The organism is Hymenobacter sedentarius, from assembly GCF_001507645.1.
In the GTDB taxonomy this organism is placed as follows: domain Bacteria; phylum Bacteroidota; class Bacteroidia; order Cytophagales; family Hymenobacteraceae; genus Hymenobacter; species Hymenobacter sedentarius.
The window spans coordinates 218,280-234,139 of sequence record NZ_CP013909.1; the positions used below are offsets into that span (position 1 = coordinate 218,280).

Sequence of the window (15,860 nt, forward strand, 5' to 3'; positions counted from 1 at the left end):
AGCACGTCGGGGGTTCCTGACGTGCTTACTTTTTTTGCCAACCAGCTAGACCAAATTCAAAGCTGCCTGAGTAGTAAGTTGCAAGCGGGTCCCTGGTAAAGCGTAGCTTTCGGGGACCCGCTTTATCTTCACGCAAAAATTATCTCGACCGTGGCCTCATCCCAACAGCTTGCGCAACTCGACCGCCTGGAGCGGCAGATTACCACCTTAGTGGCTGCCTATCAGCAATTGCGTGAAGAGCTGGCCGATGCCAACACCACCGTGCAGCAGCTGCGGGCCGATGTGCGCGAGCGGGACCGGCAGCTCAAGGAGCACCAGAACCAGGAAAATATTGTTAAACTTGTACACACCATAGCTGGGGAACCCACCCACGCCAACGAATTAAAACTGCGCCTCAACGAATACATCCGCGAACTGGACAAGTGTCTTGCCTATTTGAGAGACTAACCCACTGACCTTCACCCCCACCGCCGTAACTTCCGCCTTATGAGCGAACTAGCCATCAAAATTCGAATTGCTGACCGGGACTATCCCATGCGCGTATCGGTGCAGGATGAGGAACGGCTGCGCTTGGCCGGGCGGCTGCTGAGCGACAAGCTGCGCGAATTTCGGGAGGGCTACGGCATTCAGGACAAGCAGGACTTACTGGCCATGATTGCGCTGGCCACCATGGCCGACCAATTGAAAGTGAGCAAGGAAAAGGATGGCACCGATGCGGCGCTAACCGAGCGGCTGGCTCGTTTCGACGAGCTGCTATCAGGCGTGGTGCCGGCGAGGTAATCCCCTCGCCCGGCACCGCACACTCGTTGGCCCGGCAGGGCGGCGCGGCAATCGGCCGCTACCGCGTTAGCCCGGGCAAAACTGTTCCTCCCAGTTATGGTTTTCACCCATTCCAAAACCATACTGATATGTCCCCCCTAATAATGTACTGTTTGCTGACCGCGGTGGTCGCCCTTGTGGCGGGCTTCGTGATTGGCAAGCAGCTGGCCGGCAAAGCCCGGCTGGACCACGAAGGCCAGGCCACGGCCCGGGCCCAAGAAATCCTCCGCGACGCCGAGGAGAAAGGCAACCGCCTCCGCGACGAAAAGATAAAGCAGGCCGACGAGCGCCTGGAGCAGTCCAAGAACAAGTTCAAGAACCTCCGCAACGAGTTTGATGTCGAAAGCCGCCGCCTAAAGCAGAGCCTGGAGCAAGAGCTCACCGAGCGCCGCCAAGGCGTAGTCGAGCAAGAGCAGAGCATCAAGCTGCTCACCGAAACCACCCAGCGCCAGCTCGAGCAGCTGCAGCGCAAGGAAGTGGAGCTGGAAAAAGCCCGCGAGAAAAACCAGAACGACACCCAGCAACTGCGCGACAAGCTGGAAAGCCAGGCCGAAAAGCGCCGCCTCGACCACGAAGCCGCTATGGCTGAGCTGGAAGAAAAGCAGAAAGAGGCCGAAGAGCAGCTCCATTCGGTACAGCGCCAGCTCGAGACCATTGCCAACCTCACGGCCGCCGAGGCCCGCGAGCAGCTGGTAGAATCCCTAAAAAACGAAGCCCAGATTCAGGCCAGTTCCTACGTGAAGGACACCGTGGCCCAGGCCAAGCTGACCGCCACCAAAGACGCCAAGAAGATTGTGCTGGAAACTATTCAGCGCACCGCTTCGGAGCACGCCATTGAGAACTGTGTGTCGATTTTCAACATTGAAAGCGACGACGTTAAGGGTAAAATCATCGGCCGTGAGGGCCGCAACATCCGGGCGCTGGAAGCCGCGACGGGCGTTGAAATCATCGTGGACGACACGCCAGAGGCCATCATCATCTCGGGCTTCGACCCGGTGCGCCGCGAAATTGCCCGTCTCTCCCTGCACTTGCTGGTGAAGGACGGCCGGATTCACCCCGCCCGCGTGGAGGAAATCGTGGCTAAGACCCGCAAGAACATCGAAGAGGAAATCGTCGAAATTGGCGAGAAGACCATCATTGACCTTGGCATTCACGGCCTGCACCCCGAGCTGATTAAGATGGTGGGCCGCATGCGCTTCCGCTCATCGTACGGCCAAAACCTGCTGCAGCACTCGCGCGAAGTAGCCAACCTCTGCGCCACCATGGCCGCCGAGATGGGCCTCGACGTGAAGAAAGCCAAGCGGGCCGGCCTGCTCCACGACATCGGCAAGGTGAGCACCGAGGAACCCGAGCTGCCCCACGCCATCTTGGGCATGGAGATGGCCAAGAAGTGGAAAGAGCACCCCGACGTGGTGAACGCCATCGGCGCCCACCACGACGAAATTGAAATGACTGCCATGATTTCGCCGCTCGTGCAGGCCTGCGACGCCATCTCGGGCTCGCGCCCCGGTGCCCGCCGCGAGATGATGGAAAGCTACATCAAGCGCCTCAAGCAACTCGAAGAAACCGCCAACGGCTTCAAGGGCGTGAACCAATGCTTCGCCATCCAGGCCGGCCGCGAGCTGCGCGTGATGGTCGACGCCGAGAACGTGACCGACGAGCGCGCCGCCGAGCTGAGCTTCGAAATTTCGCAGAAGATTGAGAAGGAAATGCAGTACCCGGGCCAGATTAAAATCACCGTGATTCGGGAGATGCGCGCCGTGGCGTACGCCAAGTAAGCTGCCCGCCAATCCCCAAGAGAAGCCCTTGAAGCAGTTGCTCCAAGGGCTTCTTTTTTATGGCATGTGGCTATATCCATCCTTACCTTTCGAGCCTATGAAGGCCTGCATTATCACCCGCTCATTCTACCTATTCGCGGCCCTTGGGCTAAGCGCCTGCGCCGTGCAGAACCCCTACGCCACTACCAACCGCTCCTATAAGAAGCAGGTAAAAGCCTACGCCAAGTCCTTGCGCACAATGCCCGTGCCCACGCCGGGCGCCGACAGCATGCTGCTGGGCAAGTACTGGGTGGGCACCACCAACTTCAACCTGCGCAAGCCCAACCTGGTCGTTATCCATCACACGGCCCAGGACTCCACGGCGCAGACGCTGAAGACGTTTACGCTGCCCCGCACCCAGGTGAGCGCGCACTACGTGATTGGGCGCGACGGCCAGGTGTACCACATGCTCAACGACTACCTGCGGGCCTGGCACGGCGGCGTGGCTAAGTGGGGCAATACCACCGACATCAACTCCGCGTCCATCGGAATTGAGCTGGACAACAATGGCACCGAGCCCTTCAGCGAATTGCAGATAGCCAGCCTGTTGAAAGTGCTGGCGGGCCTGAAGAAGGCTTACGGCATCCCCACGGCCAACTTCATTGGCCACTCCGACATTGCCCCCAGCCGCAAGAACGACCCCAGCGCCTTGTTTCCCTGGAAGCGGCTGGCCGACAACGGGTTTGGCCTGTGGTACGATGCGGGCCCGCTTCCCAGCCCACCCGGCACCCCCACCCTGCCCGATAGCACGCTGGTGGACAGCACGGTGGCCCTGGCCGGCAACCTGCCCTTGCCCAACAGCAGGCCTCAGGGCTCTCTTCTGCGGGATACTGCTATGGTTGATGCGCAGCTGGCACGCCTAAACGGGACGCAGGCGACTTTTAACCCGCAGGAAGCGCTGCGCATCATTGGGTACGACACCCACGACCTGCCGGCGGCCATTCAGGCGTTCAAGCGCCATTTCATTCAGCAAAACGTAACCGCGCCGCTGACCGACGCCGACACCCGCATTCTGTATAATCTCTACAAGAAGTACTTATAACCGCCTCTGGGAATTATATTTCGCAGATGACGAAGCGGCTAAGCCCACGCTCTGGCCCGGGGCCAGCCCGGGGCCGGTGGCTTAGTCATCGGGCTTCCTGGCGCTTAGCCGGGTGGCCGCTCTTAACTTTACCTGTATGTTAGAAGTATCACTGCGAGGGCAGGCCATGCCCGTTTCGCCGTTTCGTAAGCTGGCGCCTTATGCCGAAGCAGCCCGGCTTCAGGGCAAAATTGTGTATCCGCTCAACATCGGCCAGCCCGACATTGAGACGCCGCCCGCCGCGCTGGAAGCCGTGCGCACCGCCGACGTGCGCGTGCTGGGTTACAGCCACGGCGCGGGCACCGAAAGCTACCGGCGCAAGCTGGCGGCTTACTACCAGCGGGCCAGCCTGCCGGTGGCCTTCGAGGACATTATTGTGACCACCGGCGGTAGCGAGGCCATTCTGTTTGCGCTGCTCACCTGCCTCAACCCCGGCGATGAAGTCATTATTCCGGAGCCGTTTTATGGCACGTACACGGCCTTTGCCATTGCGGCCGGCGTAACCATTGTGCCCGTCACGGCGCACATCGAAAACGGGTTTGCCCTGCCCCCGCTGGCCGACTTTGAGCGCGTGCTCTCGCCCCGCACGCGGGCCATCCTCATCTGCAACCCCAGCAACCCCACCGGCTACGTGTACAGCCGCGCCGAGCTGGAAAGCATTCTCGGGCTCTGCAAAGCGCACGACCTGTACCTGCTGTCGGACGAGGCCTACCGGGAGTTTTGCTACGACGCGCCCTACGTGAGCGCGCTGCAGCTCCCTGGGGCCGAGCAGCACGTGGTAGTGGTGGATACCATTTCGAAGCGCTACAGCGCCTGCGGGGCCCGCGTGGGCGCGCTGGTCACGCTCAATAAGCAAGTGTACATGGCCGCCTTCCGCTTTGCCCAGATGCGGGTGAGTCCGCCCGGCCTGGGCATGTTGCTGGCCGAGGCGGCCTCGGAGCTGCCGGAGTCGTATTTCGACGAGAGCAAGGCCGAGTACCTGGCCCGGCGCGACCTGACCGTGGCGCGCCTGCAGGCCATGCCCGGCGTGGTATGCCCGCGCCCCGGCGGGGCGTTTTACGTGTTGGCCCACCTGCCCGTCGACGACACCGAAGAGTTTGGGCGGTGGCTGCTGGAAAGCTTTTCCTACGAAAACCAAACCCTGATGCTTTCGCCGGCCAACGGCTTCTACCAGACGCCGGGCCTGGGCCGGCAGGAAGTGCGCCTGGCCTACGTGCTTAACCGCACCGATTTGGCGGCGGCTCTCACTTGCCTGGAGCTTGCCCTGCTGGCTTACCCCGGCCGCACCGAACCGCTGCCAGCCGCAGAAGCCACAACTGCCATTACTATTTGATTTTCTGACCGCCTATGAACACCAGCATTGCCCCTGCCGTCGAAGTACCCATCAAAGACTACCGCGCCTCGATACGGTTCTGGCACTGGGCCAACGCACTGCTCATCAGCCTACAGTTGATGACCATTCTGTTTCAGAAGGTGATTGTCAAATCCAAATCGGCAGTGACAGAGCTCCAGTCTTCTGGGAAAGATGTTTCAGTGCCACAGGCACGCGAGCTGGCCCACATCATCAGCGAGCGTATCTGGGCCTGGCACATTTACTTCGGGTGGGCACTGGTGGCGCTTTGGGTGATGCGGCTCGGCCTGCAGCTGACGGGCCCTTCGGAACTGCGCTTTTCGGCGCGGCTGTTGGAAATTCTGCGCCGCTACCGCCTAGCCCCGCCCGCCGACAAGAGCAAAGCCGGCAAAATTCTGTTCGCCAAAGCCACCTACGCGCTGTTTTACCTCTTCATCACCATTATGGTAGCAACCGGCCTCATTTTGATATATGAGGACGTATCCTGGCTGAAGGGCATTCATCACCTGGCAGAGGAAACGCACAACGTGACGATGTTCCTGATTATCGGCTTCATTGTCATCCACGTGGTAGGCGTGGTGTGGGCCGAAATCAGTGAGGACCACGGGCTGATTTCGCGCATGGTGGGCGGAGAAAAGAAGGGCGTGGCTTAGCGGCGGCACCTCACCCCCGGCCGTGGCGCGGTGCTGTCATTGCGAGCGCAGCGCGGCAATCCGTCTTGGTCTCAGCGGCCAGCCCAATAATGCGAAAAGCCCCGGCTCTACTGCAGAGTCGGGGCTTTTCGCTTCTACTGAGTTTGTTACAACTCGGCATTGGTCGCAGTGAGAGGACGGATTGCCGCGTTCCGCTGCGCTTCACTCGCAATGACAGGTGCGCCGCTGTGGTGCCTCTCCTGTGGAGAGGGGCCGTGCCCGTCAGAGCTGAGGCGCCGCCAGTTCCTATCTGCACTGCACAAAAAAAGCAGCTCAATTGAGCTGCTTTTTTGTGCACAGTTCCGAATGTATCGGGCTGCTTATTTGGTGCCGCCAGTAGGCTTTTGCTCCTGCTTTTGCATGGGGCTGGCCGATTGGGCTGCCTGCTGCATGGGGTTGGGCTGGGCCTGCTGCTGTTGCTGGAAGAGCTCGAAACGCGAGGCAGCGGGCTGGCGCGGGAAGGCGTTGTTGCTCAAATCCGTGTCGGCCGTCTGCTGAAAGGGGTCGAGCACGAAGCTGATGACCGGCTTCTTGGTCACAATCACCTTGCTCACCTGCGCGTTGTTCTTGCGCCAGATTTCCGCCGGGATGGTCTGAATTTCCTGCGAGTTGTCGGCGTAGGTGAGCTGCACAATCACGGGCATCACCAGGCCGCCGACGTTGCGCAAGCTCAGCTCGTAGAAGTGCTGCTCCTGGCCCAGGCGCTGCTGCTGCTCGGGGCTCAGGGTGCCCATATACGCCGTGTAGCGCTGCTGGTCGGCCGGCGTCACGGCCAAGGGGTTGAAACTGTTGTAAAAGTCCTTGAGCTCGGGCTTCTCGTCTACCAGCGTGCTCTTGAGGTCCTGGGCGTTGCGCTGTGCCGAGATGGAGGCCGGGGCCGCGGCTTGCTGCTGTTGCAGGCGGGCATTTTCGACCTGCGGGTTCTTCGTGCTCATCTCGTAGCTTTTCACCGATTCCAGGGCGATGTCCGTGCGGTCAGTAGTGTAGAACCAGCCGCGCCAGAACCAGTCCAGGTCCACGGCCGAGGCGTCTTCCATGGTGCGGAAGAAGTCGGCCGGCGTGGGGTGCTTGTAGGCCCAGCGCTGGGCGTAGGTCTTGAAGGCGTGGTCGAACAGTTCGCGGCCCATCACCGTTTCGCGCAGAATGTTCAGCGCTGTGGCCGGCTTGCCGTAGGCGTTGTTGCCGAACTGCAGCACCGACTCCGAGTTGGTCATTATTGGCGTTTGCAGGGTCTTGTCGGTTAGCATGTAGTTCACCATGTTCCGGGGCTCACCGCGCGACGACGGGTAGTTGCGCTCCCACTCCTGCTCGGTCAGGTACTGCACGAAGGTGTTCAGGCCTTCGTCCATCCACGTCCACTGCCGCTCGTCGGAGTTGATAATCATGGGGAAGAAGTTGTGCCCCACTTCGTGGATAATCACCGAAATCATCCCGTATTTCCGCTGCGCCGAATACGTGCCGTCCTTCTCGGGGCGGCCGCCGTTGAAGCAAAGCATTGGGTACTCCATGCCGCCTACCGGGCCGTGCACCGAGATGGCCACCGGGTACTGGTAGGGAATCGTGAACTTGGAATACGTCTTGATGGTGTGGGCCACGACTTCCGTCGAATACTTGCCCCAGAGCGGGTTGCCTTCTTTGGGGTAGTACGACATGCACATCACGGGCTTGCCTTCTTGCTTGATTTGCATGGCATCCCAGATGAATTTGCGCGAGCTGGCCCAGGCAAAGTCGCGCACGTTTTTAGCGGCGAAGCTCCAGGTTTTGGTGCCGGTAGCGCGTTTGCCTTCGGCCTTCACGGCCTCCTCCTGGCTGACGATGAGCACGGGCTTCTTGGCGGTTTTGGCCTGCTCGAAGCGTTTCTGCTGCGTAGCCGTGAGCACCTGCGAGGCGTTCTGGAGCGTGCCCGTGGCACCCACCACGTGGTCGGCCGGCGCGGTGATACTCACTTTATAGTCGCCGAAGGGCAGGGTGAACTCGCCATTGCCCAGGAACTGCTTGTGCTGCCAGCCCTGATTATCGGAGTACACGGCCATGCGCGGGTAGAACTGCGCGATTTCGTAGAGGTAGTTCTTATCCTCGGGGAAGTACTCGTAGCCGCTGCGCTCGTTGATTTTCAGCTGGTCGTTGATGTTGTAGTGCCACTTCACGTTGAAGGCGAAGGACTGGCCGGGGCGCAAGGGCGAGGGCAAGTCCACGCGCATCATGGTGTGGTTGGTCACTGTTTTCAGGGCCTTGCCGTCTTTGCCCGTCACGCTCTCAATCTTGAAGCCGCCGTCGAAATCCGACAACATGCCTTCCAGGGCGTTGAACGACATTTTATCCTGCAGCTGGCCCACCTCGGTGGCCTTTGTTATCGAATTCTTGTCCAGAATGTTCTGGTCGAGCTGCACCCACAGGTAAGGCAGCACATCCGGCGACAGGTTGGTGTAGGTAATGGTTTCGCGGCCGGTGATGGCCTGCTTGGCGTCGTCGAGCGACACTTTAATGTCGTAGTCGGCGCGCTGCTGCCAGTAGTCTTTGCCGGGCGCGCCGCTGGCCGTGCGGTAGGTGTTGGGCGTGGGCAGCAGCGTTTCGAGCTGTGCAAATTTGTCGGTACCCGAATTGGTGGTCTGAGCTAAAGCCGGCCGCTGGCCCGCCAAAGCCAGCACCAAGCCGGCAAATAGAAAACGACGCATAGAAAAAAGTAAAGGAGAAAAAAGCAAAAGAAGCCGTAGCTGGGAAAGTCGACGAAGATACGCCAGAGGTTGCGGCGGCTCCAGCAAATAATTGGCGTAACCTGCACCCCAACAGGTAGCGGCAACAAAAATCCTACCCTTAGGGCCACATCTGCTGTAGCAGCAGCACCGTGGCAATGCCCAGGGCGGCGCCGCTGGTGGTGAGCAGCCAATCGCGCCGCGCCACGCCCAGCCCCCGCAGCAGCACCGCACCCGCCAGCAAAATGACGCTCACAATGAGCACCTGCCCTAGCTCAACCCCTACATTAAAGGCCAGCAGCTCCTTGATGGGGCGACTATTGGCCCCGAGCAAGGCCCGCAGGTAGTTGGAAAACCCCAGGCCGTGGATGAGGCCGAACCCCAGCGCCAAGGCATTGGGCGCGGCGGCTATCACCACCGGCGCCCGCGGCCGGAGCACCCGGCTGTTGGCGCTGCGCAAATTGAGCAACGCCGTAACCATGATGGTAATCGGAATCAGGGCTTCAATCACGGCCGGATTAAACGCCACCACGCCCAGCGTGGCCAGGGCCAATGTGAGCGAGTGGCCCACCGTGAAGCTGGTGACTAACGCCAGCACCCGGCGCCAGTCGGCCAGGACGTAGGGCGCGCACAGCGCCAGCAAAAACGTGAGGTGGTCGGCCGCCCGGGGCGTGCAGATGTGCAGAAACCCGAGCTGCAGGTAAGTTTGAAATACAGACATCAAAAAGGCATTCTTGACAACTAGGCCGGAAGGCGAAGGTCGGCATTTTATTGAATGCGCGTTTTGCGGAATTACCTAGCCAGCTTTTTGATAAAATCACGGAATAATTTAAATAGGCAACTTGAGCTACGTCTACATATCTTGCGGCAATGTCCAAACCGCCCAGCTTTTCGCAATCCTCAGATTGAGGTTGTTGCTGGTCTTGCTGCCACACCAGAAATGCGTTGCCCAAAAGCATGGTCGGCCGCCTGAACGCGAAGGATTTCTAGGACCTGCTTTTTAAAATAAAAAAGGCCCTGGCTAAATAGCCAGGGCCTTTTTTTATAATCGTCATTTTCCGTGCCGGTGACTGAAGCGGCGAGGGTAGCGGGAGTTTCAAGAGAAATGCAGCGGGTTATCAATCAACTCTGACAGCATTAGTGCTACGGTTTTGCCGAGTGTGTCTAGGTCGTTTTCTAGCACAGCTGCTACTATTTCGAAGTCAATGTCAAAATAGTGGTGAATCATGCGGTCACGAATGCCAGCAATGCCTTTCCACTGCACTTGCGAGTAGGCATCACGCCAAGCCAATGGTACATGCTTCGTGGCCTCGCCAATGATTTCCAGGCTGCGCACAACGGCGCGGCTCAGCGTTTCATCGTGAATTATCGTTCCCAATTCGTACGCTGACCGGCACCGCTGCAAGAATAGCACCTCGTCTCGAATGTGCATCAATCGCTCAAGCGGCGGTGGCGAGGACATTTTCCGTGCTCTGTAAAATATGAGGCCCGATATAAGGCGAAAGGCCCGGACGGGTCAGCAGTTCCACTTTTCGGCCCAGCAAGTCTTCTAAAAAGTCGCCCAACGCCACCAGCGTATGCAAAGACTTCTGACCCAGTTGAAAATCGACCAGCAAGTCCACGTCGCTTTCCGGCCCGGCCTCGTCGCGCACGAACGAGCCAAACAAACCCAGCTGCGCCACGCCTAGGCCCCGCAGCTGCTCACGCTGCGCCTGCAGGCGCTCGATAACTTCGGCTTTGGTGCGGACGGGTTCCATAAAGTGGGCTACGGGACTGGGGACGCACAAGATACGGCAGCCTCGGCGCTGGGCTCCCCCGCGCCCCGCCACTGTGGCGGGCGCGGCTGGGGTTAACAGGAGTTTCGGCAAGAAGCGTACCCTGGTGCAAGCTTAGCACAGCGTAACTCGTACCGAAAATTTGGGCGAGGTTGTGCCTCGCAATAGAACGGCTTGCGGTGGAACGACCTGTCCATGCGGCTGCCGATTGCCGCTGCGCGGCAGTGGAGCTACAAGCTCCGCGTTATCGCCGGTCACGAGTTACGGCTTACGGCTGCGCCTGAACTCGCGCCAGACGTGGAAAAAATCATCCGAGAATATGAGCAACACTTACCGTTGAGCTCCCGAGTTCAACGGCAATTGCATAACCGATTAGAATCCACCTTGACATATTCTCATACACCAAGCCATTAAACGAAAGCCCCGCCAGCTGCTTGCTGGCGGGGCTTTCGCTCTTACAAATCAGCTAGCTCAATAATTACACTGTGGGCAGTTCCGCATTCTCCTAAATTAAATGCGCTGCATTGAATTCCACGATGTACATTTCGATTCATCTATCCAATTGATATGCTGCACTTCCTCTGCCTACTACTGCTTCTTTCCGGCCCGCTCTGTGGGCAAACCCTGCCAGATTCGTCTCGGGTAGGCGGGATGCCTCCCCTATATACCCTACCTCAGCTCACTGCGGCCGACACCGTTAAAGCACTGCACCGGATGTTTACTAATAGGCGCGTAGGCGGTGGGCTTTTAGTCGTGCTTGGCGGTATAGCTGTAGTTGCAACCCCATTAGTTTATGTAGCTACGGCCGGTCCTTCAACATCTACCTATGGCAACCTTCCTGACGCTGTAAGCGGGATGCAGCTAGGATTTGTTCTTGCTGCTCCTATAACGGCACTTGGAATTTATCAATTGTCGCGGAATTTCAAAGACAGGGAAGCAGAGGTAATTATTAATTACACAGAAAAACACATTCTACCGCCAAAAATCAAACGAAAATTAAGCCCAAACCTTTTTCTGCCGCCCAACTCCCCTTCTAATTTTCATTAATAAGTATGCTTCTCTTGTTTGGAGATACGTGCTAATTAAAAAGCCCCGCTAGCAATTGCCATCGGGGCTTTTTAATTAATTACTCAATTCAGGTCAATAATTACACCGTGGGCATTTCCACGTTCTCGAATTTCACCTGGCCGTCTTCGAGTACGGCTTCCACCACGGCGTCTTTGCTCACGCGGCCGGAGAGGATGTCTTTCGACAGCTCGTTGAGAATCACGCGCTGCAGAACGCGCTTGAGCGGCCGGGCGCCAAACTGCGGGTCGAACCCGGCTTCGCCGAGGTAGTCGAGCACTTCGGGCGTGGCCTCCAGGCGAATGCCGGCTTCCTCCAGGCGCTGCTGAATCTGCTTGAACTGGATGTCGACAATCTTGCGGATTTCCTTGCGCTTGAGGGGCTGGAACATCACGATTTCGTCGATGCGGTTCAGGAACTCGGGGCGCATGTGCTGCTTGAGGCGCTCTACCACTTCCTCGCGGGTGCGGTCCACCACTTCGTCGTGGTTGTACTCGTTCAGCTCTTTGAAATTCTTCTGAATGATGTCGGCGCCCGTGTTGGAGGTCATGATGATGATGGTGTTCTTGAAGTTCGCCACCCGGCCTTTGTTGTCGGTGAGGCGGCCGTCATCGAGCACTTGCAGCAGGATGTTGAACACGTCGGGGTGCGCTTTCTCGATTTCGTCGAGCAGCACCACCGAGTAAGGCTTGCGGCGCACGGCCTCGGTGAGCTGGCCGCCTTCGTCGTAGCCCACGTAGCCGGGAGGCGCGCCTATCAGGCGCGAGGTGGCGTGGCGCTCCTGGTACTCGCTCATGTCGATGCGCACCATGGCGTTTTCGTCGTTGAACAGGTATTCGGCCAGGGCCTTGGCCAGCTCGGTTTTGCCCACGCCGGTGGAGCCCAGGAAGATAAACGAGCCGATGGGCCGCTTGGGGTCTTGCAGGCCGGCGCGGGAGCGGCGCACGGCGTCGGAGATGGCTGCGATGGCTTCGGACTGGCCGGCCACGCGCTTGCCCAACTCTTCTTCCAGGTGCAGCAGCTTCTCACGGTCCGACTGCAGCATCTTGCTCACCGGGATGCCGGTCCATTTGGCCACTACCTCGGCTATGCTTTCGCTGGTTACTTCTTCCTGCAGCATGGTGCCGCCGTCCTTATTCGCATTGGCTTGCTCCTGCAGCTCCTTGAGCTTGGCTTCGGCTTCCTGAATCTTGCCGTAGCGCAGCTCGGCCACGCGGCCGTAGTCGCCCTGGCGCTCGGCCTGCTCGGCCTCAATCTTGTAGCGCTCGATGGCTTCTTTCTGAGCCTGGATGCCGGTAAGGATGCCTTTTTCGCTTTCCCAGCGGGCCTTGAGGCTGTCGCGCTTGTCGTTGAGCTCGGCCAGCTCTTTGCTGAGCACGGCTTCGCGGTCGTGGTTGTTTTCGCGGCGGATGGCCTCGCGCTCAATCTCGAGCTGCATGATGCGGCGCTGGATTTCGTCGAGCTCGACGGGCATGGAGTTCAGCTCAATGCGCAGCTTGGCGGCCGACTCGTCCATGAGGTCGATGGCCTTGTCGGGCAGGAAGCGGTCGGTGATGTAGCGGGCGCTCAGCTCCACGGCCGCAATCACGGCGTCGTCGGTGATGCGCACGCCGTGGTGCAGCTCGTACTTCTCCTTGATGCCGCGCATGATGCTGATGGCGTCCTCAATGCTGGGCTCGTCCACCATCACGGCCTGGAAGCGGCGCTCCAGGGCCTTGTCTTTCTCGATGTACTTCTGGTATTCCTTGAGCGTGGTGGCGCCGATGGCGTGCAGCTCGCCGCGCGCCAGGGCGGGCTTGAGCAGGTTGGCGGCGTCCATGGCGCCCTCGCCCCCGCCACCGGCCCCGATGAGGGTGTGCATCTCGTCGATGAAGAGCACAATCTGCCCATCCGAGTCGGTTACTTCTTTGATGACGGCCTTGAGGCGCTCCTCAAACTCGCCCTTGTACTTGGCGCCGGCCACCAGCAGGCCCATGTCGAGGCTCATGATGGTTTTGTCGCGCAGGTTTTCGGGCACGTCGCCGGCCACGATGCGCTGGGCCAGGCCCTCCACGATGGCGGTTTTGCCCACGCCGGGCTCGCCGAGCAGCACAGGGTTGTTTTTGGTGCGGCGCGAGAGGATTTGCAGCACGCGGCGGATTTCCTCGTCGCGACCAATCACGGGGTCCATCTTGCCGGCGCGCACCTGCTCGTTGAGGTTGCGGGCGTAGCGGTTCAGGCTCTGGTACTGGTCTTCAGCGCTCTGGCTCGTGACCTTGCGGCCGCCGCGCAACTCCTTGATGGCGGCTTTCAGGTCTTTCTCGTTGAAGCCGGTGTCTTTGAGCAGAGTGGCCACAGCGTCTTTGCCGCTGAGGATGCCGAGCAGCAGGTGTTCCACCGACACAAACTCGTCGCCCATGTCCTTCATGGCGGCGTTGGCGCGTTGCACGGCGGCGGCGGCCTCGTTGGCGAAGTAGGGCGAGCCGCCGCTCACCTTGGGGTAAGCGGCCACAATGGCGTCGAGCCGCGGGGTAAGGATGTTGAGGTTGGCGCCGAGCTTGCTGGCGAGAAACGAGAAGACGCTCTCGTCGCTCTGGAAGAGGCCCTTCAGCAGGTGGCCCGTTTCTACGGCCTGCTGCTGGTTGCCCCCGGCGATTTCGGTGGCCTTCTGCACGGCCTCCTGTGCCTTGATGGTGAAGTTTTTAAAGTCCATTTGTCGTAGTCTCTTAGTAGGTGCTTCAGTGGAGAAGTTCTACGAGCGGACTAGCAAAGGGGGTGCAGAAGAGGTTTTTCGGACTTTTTGGCGGGAAACAAATGTTTACATTGCACGCTAAAAGACAAAATTACAGGCAAAACAGATGGTAGAAGTATTGAATTTCAAAGCGGGCCCGTCATCAACACCAGGCTTAACGCTGGAGTTAGCACCAATCACTGTATTTGTAGGACCAAACAATTCTGGCAAGAGTCGAGTCTTAGTCGAATTAGAAAATTGGAGTGTTAATGGGCACTGTCTACCAAATAAAGTATTAGAAAGTGTAGTCTTTAAAAAATTTAGTGAAGAAGAACTTAATGTAGAAATAAATAAGATTCAAAGTCCTAATACACTAGGCCAGAGTCGCGACTCTGATTACGTTTATTTATCTAGGGCAGGAACCAAACTGAATGAAAATAGTGATGATTTTAAAAGAATCCATTATAAATACTTAGTCAAGGAAGCCGTGCAAGGATTTGTTTCTGGCTCAAACCAGTATGGTGATTTAAGAAGTTTATTTACATTAAGGTTGGATGGGAGCAGTCGTCTCGGCCTATTAACAGAAAGAAAAACAGGTGATTTTCAAGCTCAACCTAATAATCCACTATCACGCCTCTTTCTTAACAACACACTACGTCAAGTCATAAGGCGCATAGTGTTTGATGCTTTTGGCCGTTATTTCGTGATTGACCCAACAAATCCAGGATACCTCAGAGTACGTTTAACAGACCGAGCCCCATCCACTGAAGCTGAGGAGAGAGGGTGGGACGATTTAGCTATTGCTTATCATCGAGACGGTACTTTAATTCAACAAACTAGTGATGGGGTCCGGGCATTCACAGGCATAATTACTGCATTAATTGTTGGTGACCCCAAAATCACTCTTATAGACGAACCGGAAGCATTTCTGCATCCCGCATTGTCGATGAAGCTCGGCAAAGAAGTGGCTTCTATATCAGCTAGTGAACCCGAAAAAAGGTTATTTGTATCGACGCATAGCGCGTCATTCTTGATGGGCTGTATACAGTCCGGAGCGCCCCTTAACATTGTGCGCTTGACTTACAAAGGAGGAGTTGCAACTACCCGTGTCTTACGACGCGAACAGCTACTTCATTTAATGCGCAATCCTATGCTTCGCTCAACGGGAATGCTAGATGGCTTATTTTATGAAGCAGTGATTGTTACAGAGGGAGATTCCGACAGAGCTTTTTATCAAGAAGTTAATGAGCGACTTCGAACTGCAAAAGATTGGCGAGGCTTAGGAAATTGTCTTTTTATCAATGCCCAGAATAAACAGACTATTTGGGATATTGTGCGCCCATTGCGAGAATTAGGCATTCCTGCTATTGGCATTGTAGACTTAGATGTATTGAAAGAAGGAGGCAAAACATTCAGTAAATTAACTGAGGGAGCTTTTTTCTCTAAGGTAAGTCTAGGGGGAATTGAAATAACTCGCTCTAATTTACTTGCTGCACTAAATGCAGTAGATGTTACCTGGAAACGCAATGGCGGAATTGAAGTTTTAACGGCAATAGATAAACAAGGAGCTAATGATTACTTCGACCAACTAGAAGAACATGGTGTTTTTGTAGTACGCTCTGGTGAAGTTGAGGCTTGGCTAGGCAATCTGGGAGTTCCAAGAGAAAAGCAGAATTGGCTTCCTAGAATGTTTGAGGCCATGGGTGAGGACCCAACACAAACAGGTTATGTGCAACCTTCCAAGGGTGATGTGTGGGACTTTGTGGGGCGCATGAGGCTATGGGTAGATAATCCTAGCAGGAAAGGGATACCTGAATAGCTACACAAGAAGCTTCCTTTTCTCTCAGCGGCGGGGGC

Annotated in this window: 13 protein-coding genes; 8 read left to right on the forward strand and 5 right to left on the reverse strand. The window is 57.5% G+C overall.

Annotation, left to right across the window (positions count from 1 at the left end; all coding sequences use genetic code 11):
• Positions 1 to 150: 150 nt before the first annotated feature.
• The 6 genes from AUC43_RS00960 (at position 151) to AUC43_RS00985 (ending at position 5,721) form a co-directional block, all read left to right on the forward strand.
• A complete protein-coding gene (locus AUC43_RS00960; RefSeq protein ID WP_068188624.1) occupies positions 151 to 447 on the forward strand; it encodes a hypothetical protein in 297 nt (98 codons plus the stop codon).
• A 39-nt stretch (positions 448 to 486) separates the two neighbouring features.
• Complete coding sequence (locus AUC43_RS00965; RefSeq protein WP_068188626.1) at positions 487 to 780, forward strand: cell division protein ZapA; 294 nt, start codon at positions 487 to 489, stop codon at positions 778 to 780.
• Positions 781 to 908: 128 nt separating this feature from the next.
• Positions 909 to 2,597 carry a ribonuclease Y gene (rny, locus tag AUC43_RS00970; protein WP_233254075.1) on the forward strand — a complete coding sequence of 563 codons (1,689 nt, stop codon included), beginning with the start codon at positions 909 to 911 and terminating at the stop codon, positions 2,595 to 2,597.
• Between the two features lie 97 nt (positions 2,598 to 2,694).
• Positions 2,695 to 3,678, forward strand: coding sequence for an N-acetylmuramoyl-L-alanine amidase (locus tag AUC43_RS00975; protein WP_068188634.1), 984 nt, complete (start codon positions 2,695 to 2,697; stop codon positions 3,676 to 3,678).
• A gap of 136 nt (positions 3,679 to 3,814) precedes the next feature.
• Positions 3,815 to 5,050 carry a pyridoxal phosphate-dependent aminotransferase gene (locus AUC43_RS00980; protein WP_068188637.1) on the forward strand — a complete coding sequence of 412 codons (1,236 nt, stop codon included), beginning with the start codon at positions 3,815 to 3,817 and terminating at the stop codon, positions 5,048 to 5,050.
• Between the two features lie 14 nt (positions 5,051 to 5,064).
• Complete coding sequence (locus tag AUC43_RS00985; RefSeq protein ID WP_068188640.1) at positions 5,065 to 5,721, forward strand: cytochrome b/b6 domain-containing protein; 657 nt, start codon at positions 5,065 to 5,067, stop codon at positions 5,719 to 5,721.
• A 359-nt stretch (positions 5,722 to 6,080) separates the two neighbouring features.
• Here AUC43_RS00985 and AUC43_RS00990 read toward each other — a convergent pair whose 3' ends face one another.
• The 4 genes from AUC43_RS00990 to AUC43_RS01005 form a co-directional block, all read right to left on the reverse strand.
• Positions 6,081 to 8,435 (reverse strand): M1 family metallopeptidase, encoded by a 2,355-nt coding sequence (locus AUC43_RS00990; RefSeq protein ID WP_068188643.1) that lies wholly within the window; start codon positions 8,433 to 8,435, stop codon positions 6,081 to 6,083.
• A 139-nt stretch (positions 8,436 to 8,574) separates the two neighbouring features.
• On the reverse strand, positions 8,575 to 9,174 hold the full coding sequence (locus AUC43_RS00995; protein ID WP_068188647.1) for a HupE/UreJ family protein: 600 nt from the start codon (positions 9,172 to 9,174) through the stop codon (positions 8,575 to 8,577).
• A 375-nt stretch (positions 9,175 to 9,549) separates the two neighbouring features.
• Positions 9,550 to 9,915, reverse strand: a complete 366-nt coding sequence (locus AUC43_RS01000; protein ID WP_071885785.1) for a HepT-like ribonuclease domain-containing protein — start codon at positions 9,913 to 9,915, stop codon at positions 9,550 to 9,552.
• On the reverse strand, positions 9,893 to 10,210 hold the full coding sequence (locus tag AUC43_RS01005; RefSeq protein ID WP_068188654.1) for a nucleotidyltransferase family protein: 318 nt from the start codon (positions 10,208 to 10,210) through the stop codon (positions 9,893 to 9,895). Before AUC43_RS01005 ends, AUC43_RS01000 begins: the two co-directional genes overlap by 23 nt.
• A gap of 585 nt (positions 10,211 to 10,795) precedes the next feature.
• On the opposite strand from AUC43_RS01005, the gene AUC43_RS20740 reads away from it, so the two are divergent.
• Complete coding sequence (locus tag AUC43_RS20740; RefSeq protein WP_157780867.1) at positions 10,796 to 11,275, forward strand: hypothetical protein; 480 nt, start codon at positions 10,796 to 10,798, stop codon at positions 11,273 to 11,275.
• 100 nt (positions 11,276 to 11,375) lie between these two features.
• On the opposite strand, the gene clpB is transcribed toward AUC43_RS20740, so the two are convergent.
• Positions 11,376 to 13,985 (reverse strand): ATP-dependent chaperone ClpB, encoded by a 2,610-nt coding sequence (gene clpB / locus AUC43_RS01010; RefSeq protein WP_068188657.1) that lies wholly within the window; start codon positions 13,983 to 13,985, stop codon positions 11,376 to 11,378.
• Positions 13,986 to 14,130: 145 nt separating this feature from the next.
• On the opposite strand from clpB, the gene AUC43_RS19920 reads away from it, so the two are divergent.
• A complete protein-coding gene (locus tag AUC43_RS19920; RefSeq protein WP_071885786.1) occupies positions 14,131 to 15,822 on the forward strand; it encodes an ATP-dependent nuclease in 1,692 nt (563 codons plus the stop codon).
• Positions 15,823 to 15,860: the final 38 nt, after the last annotated feature.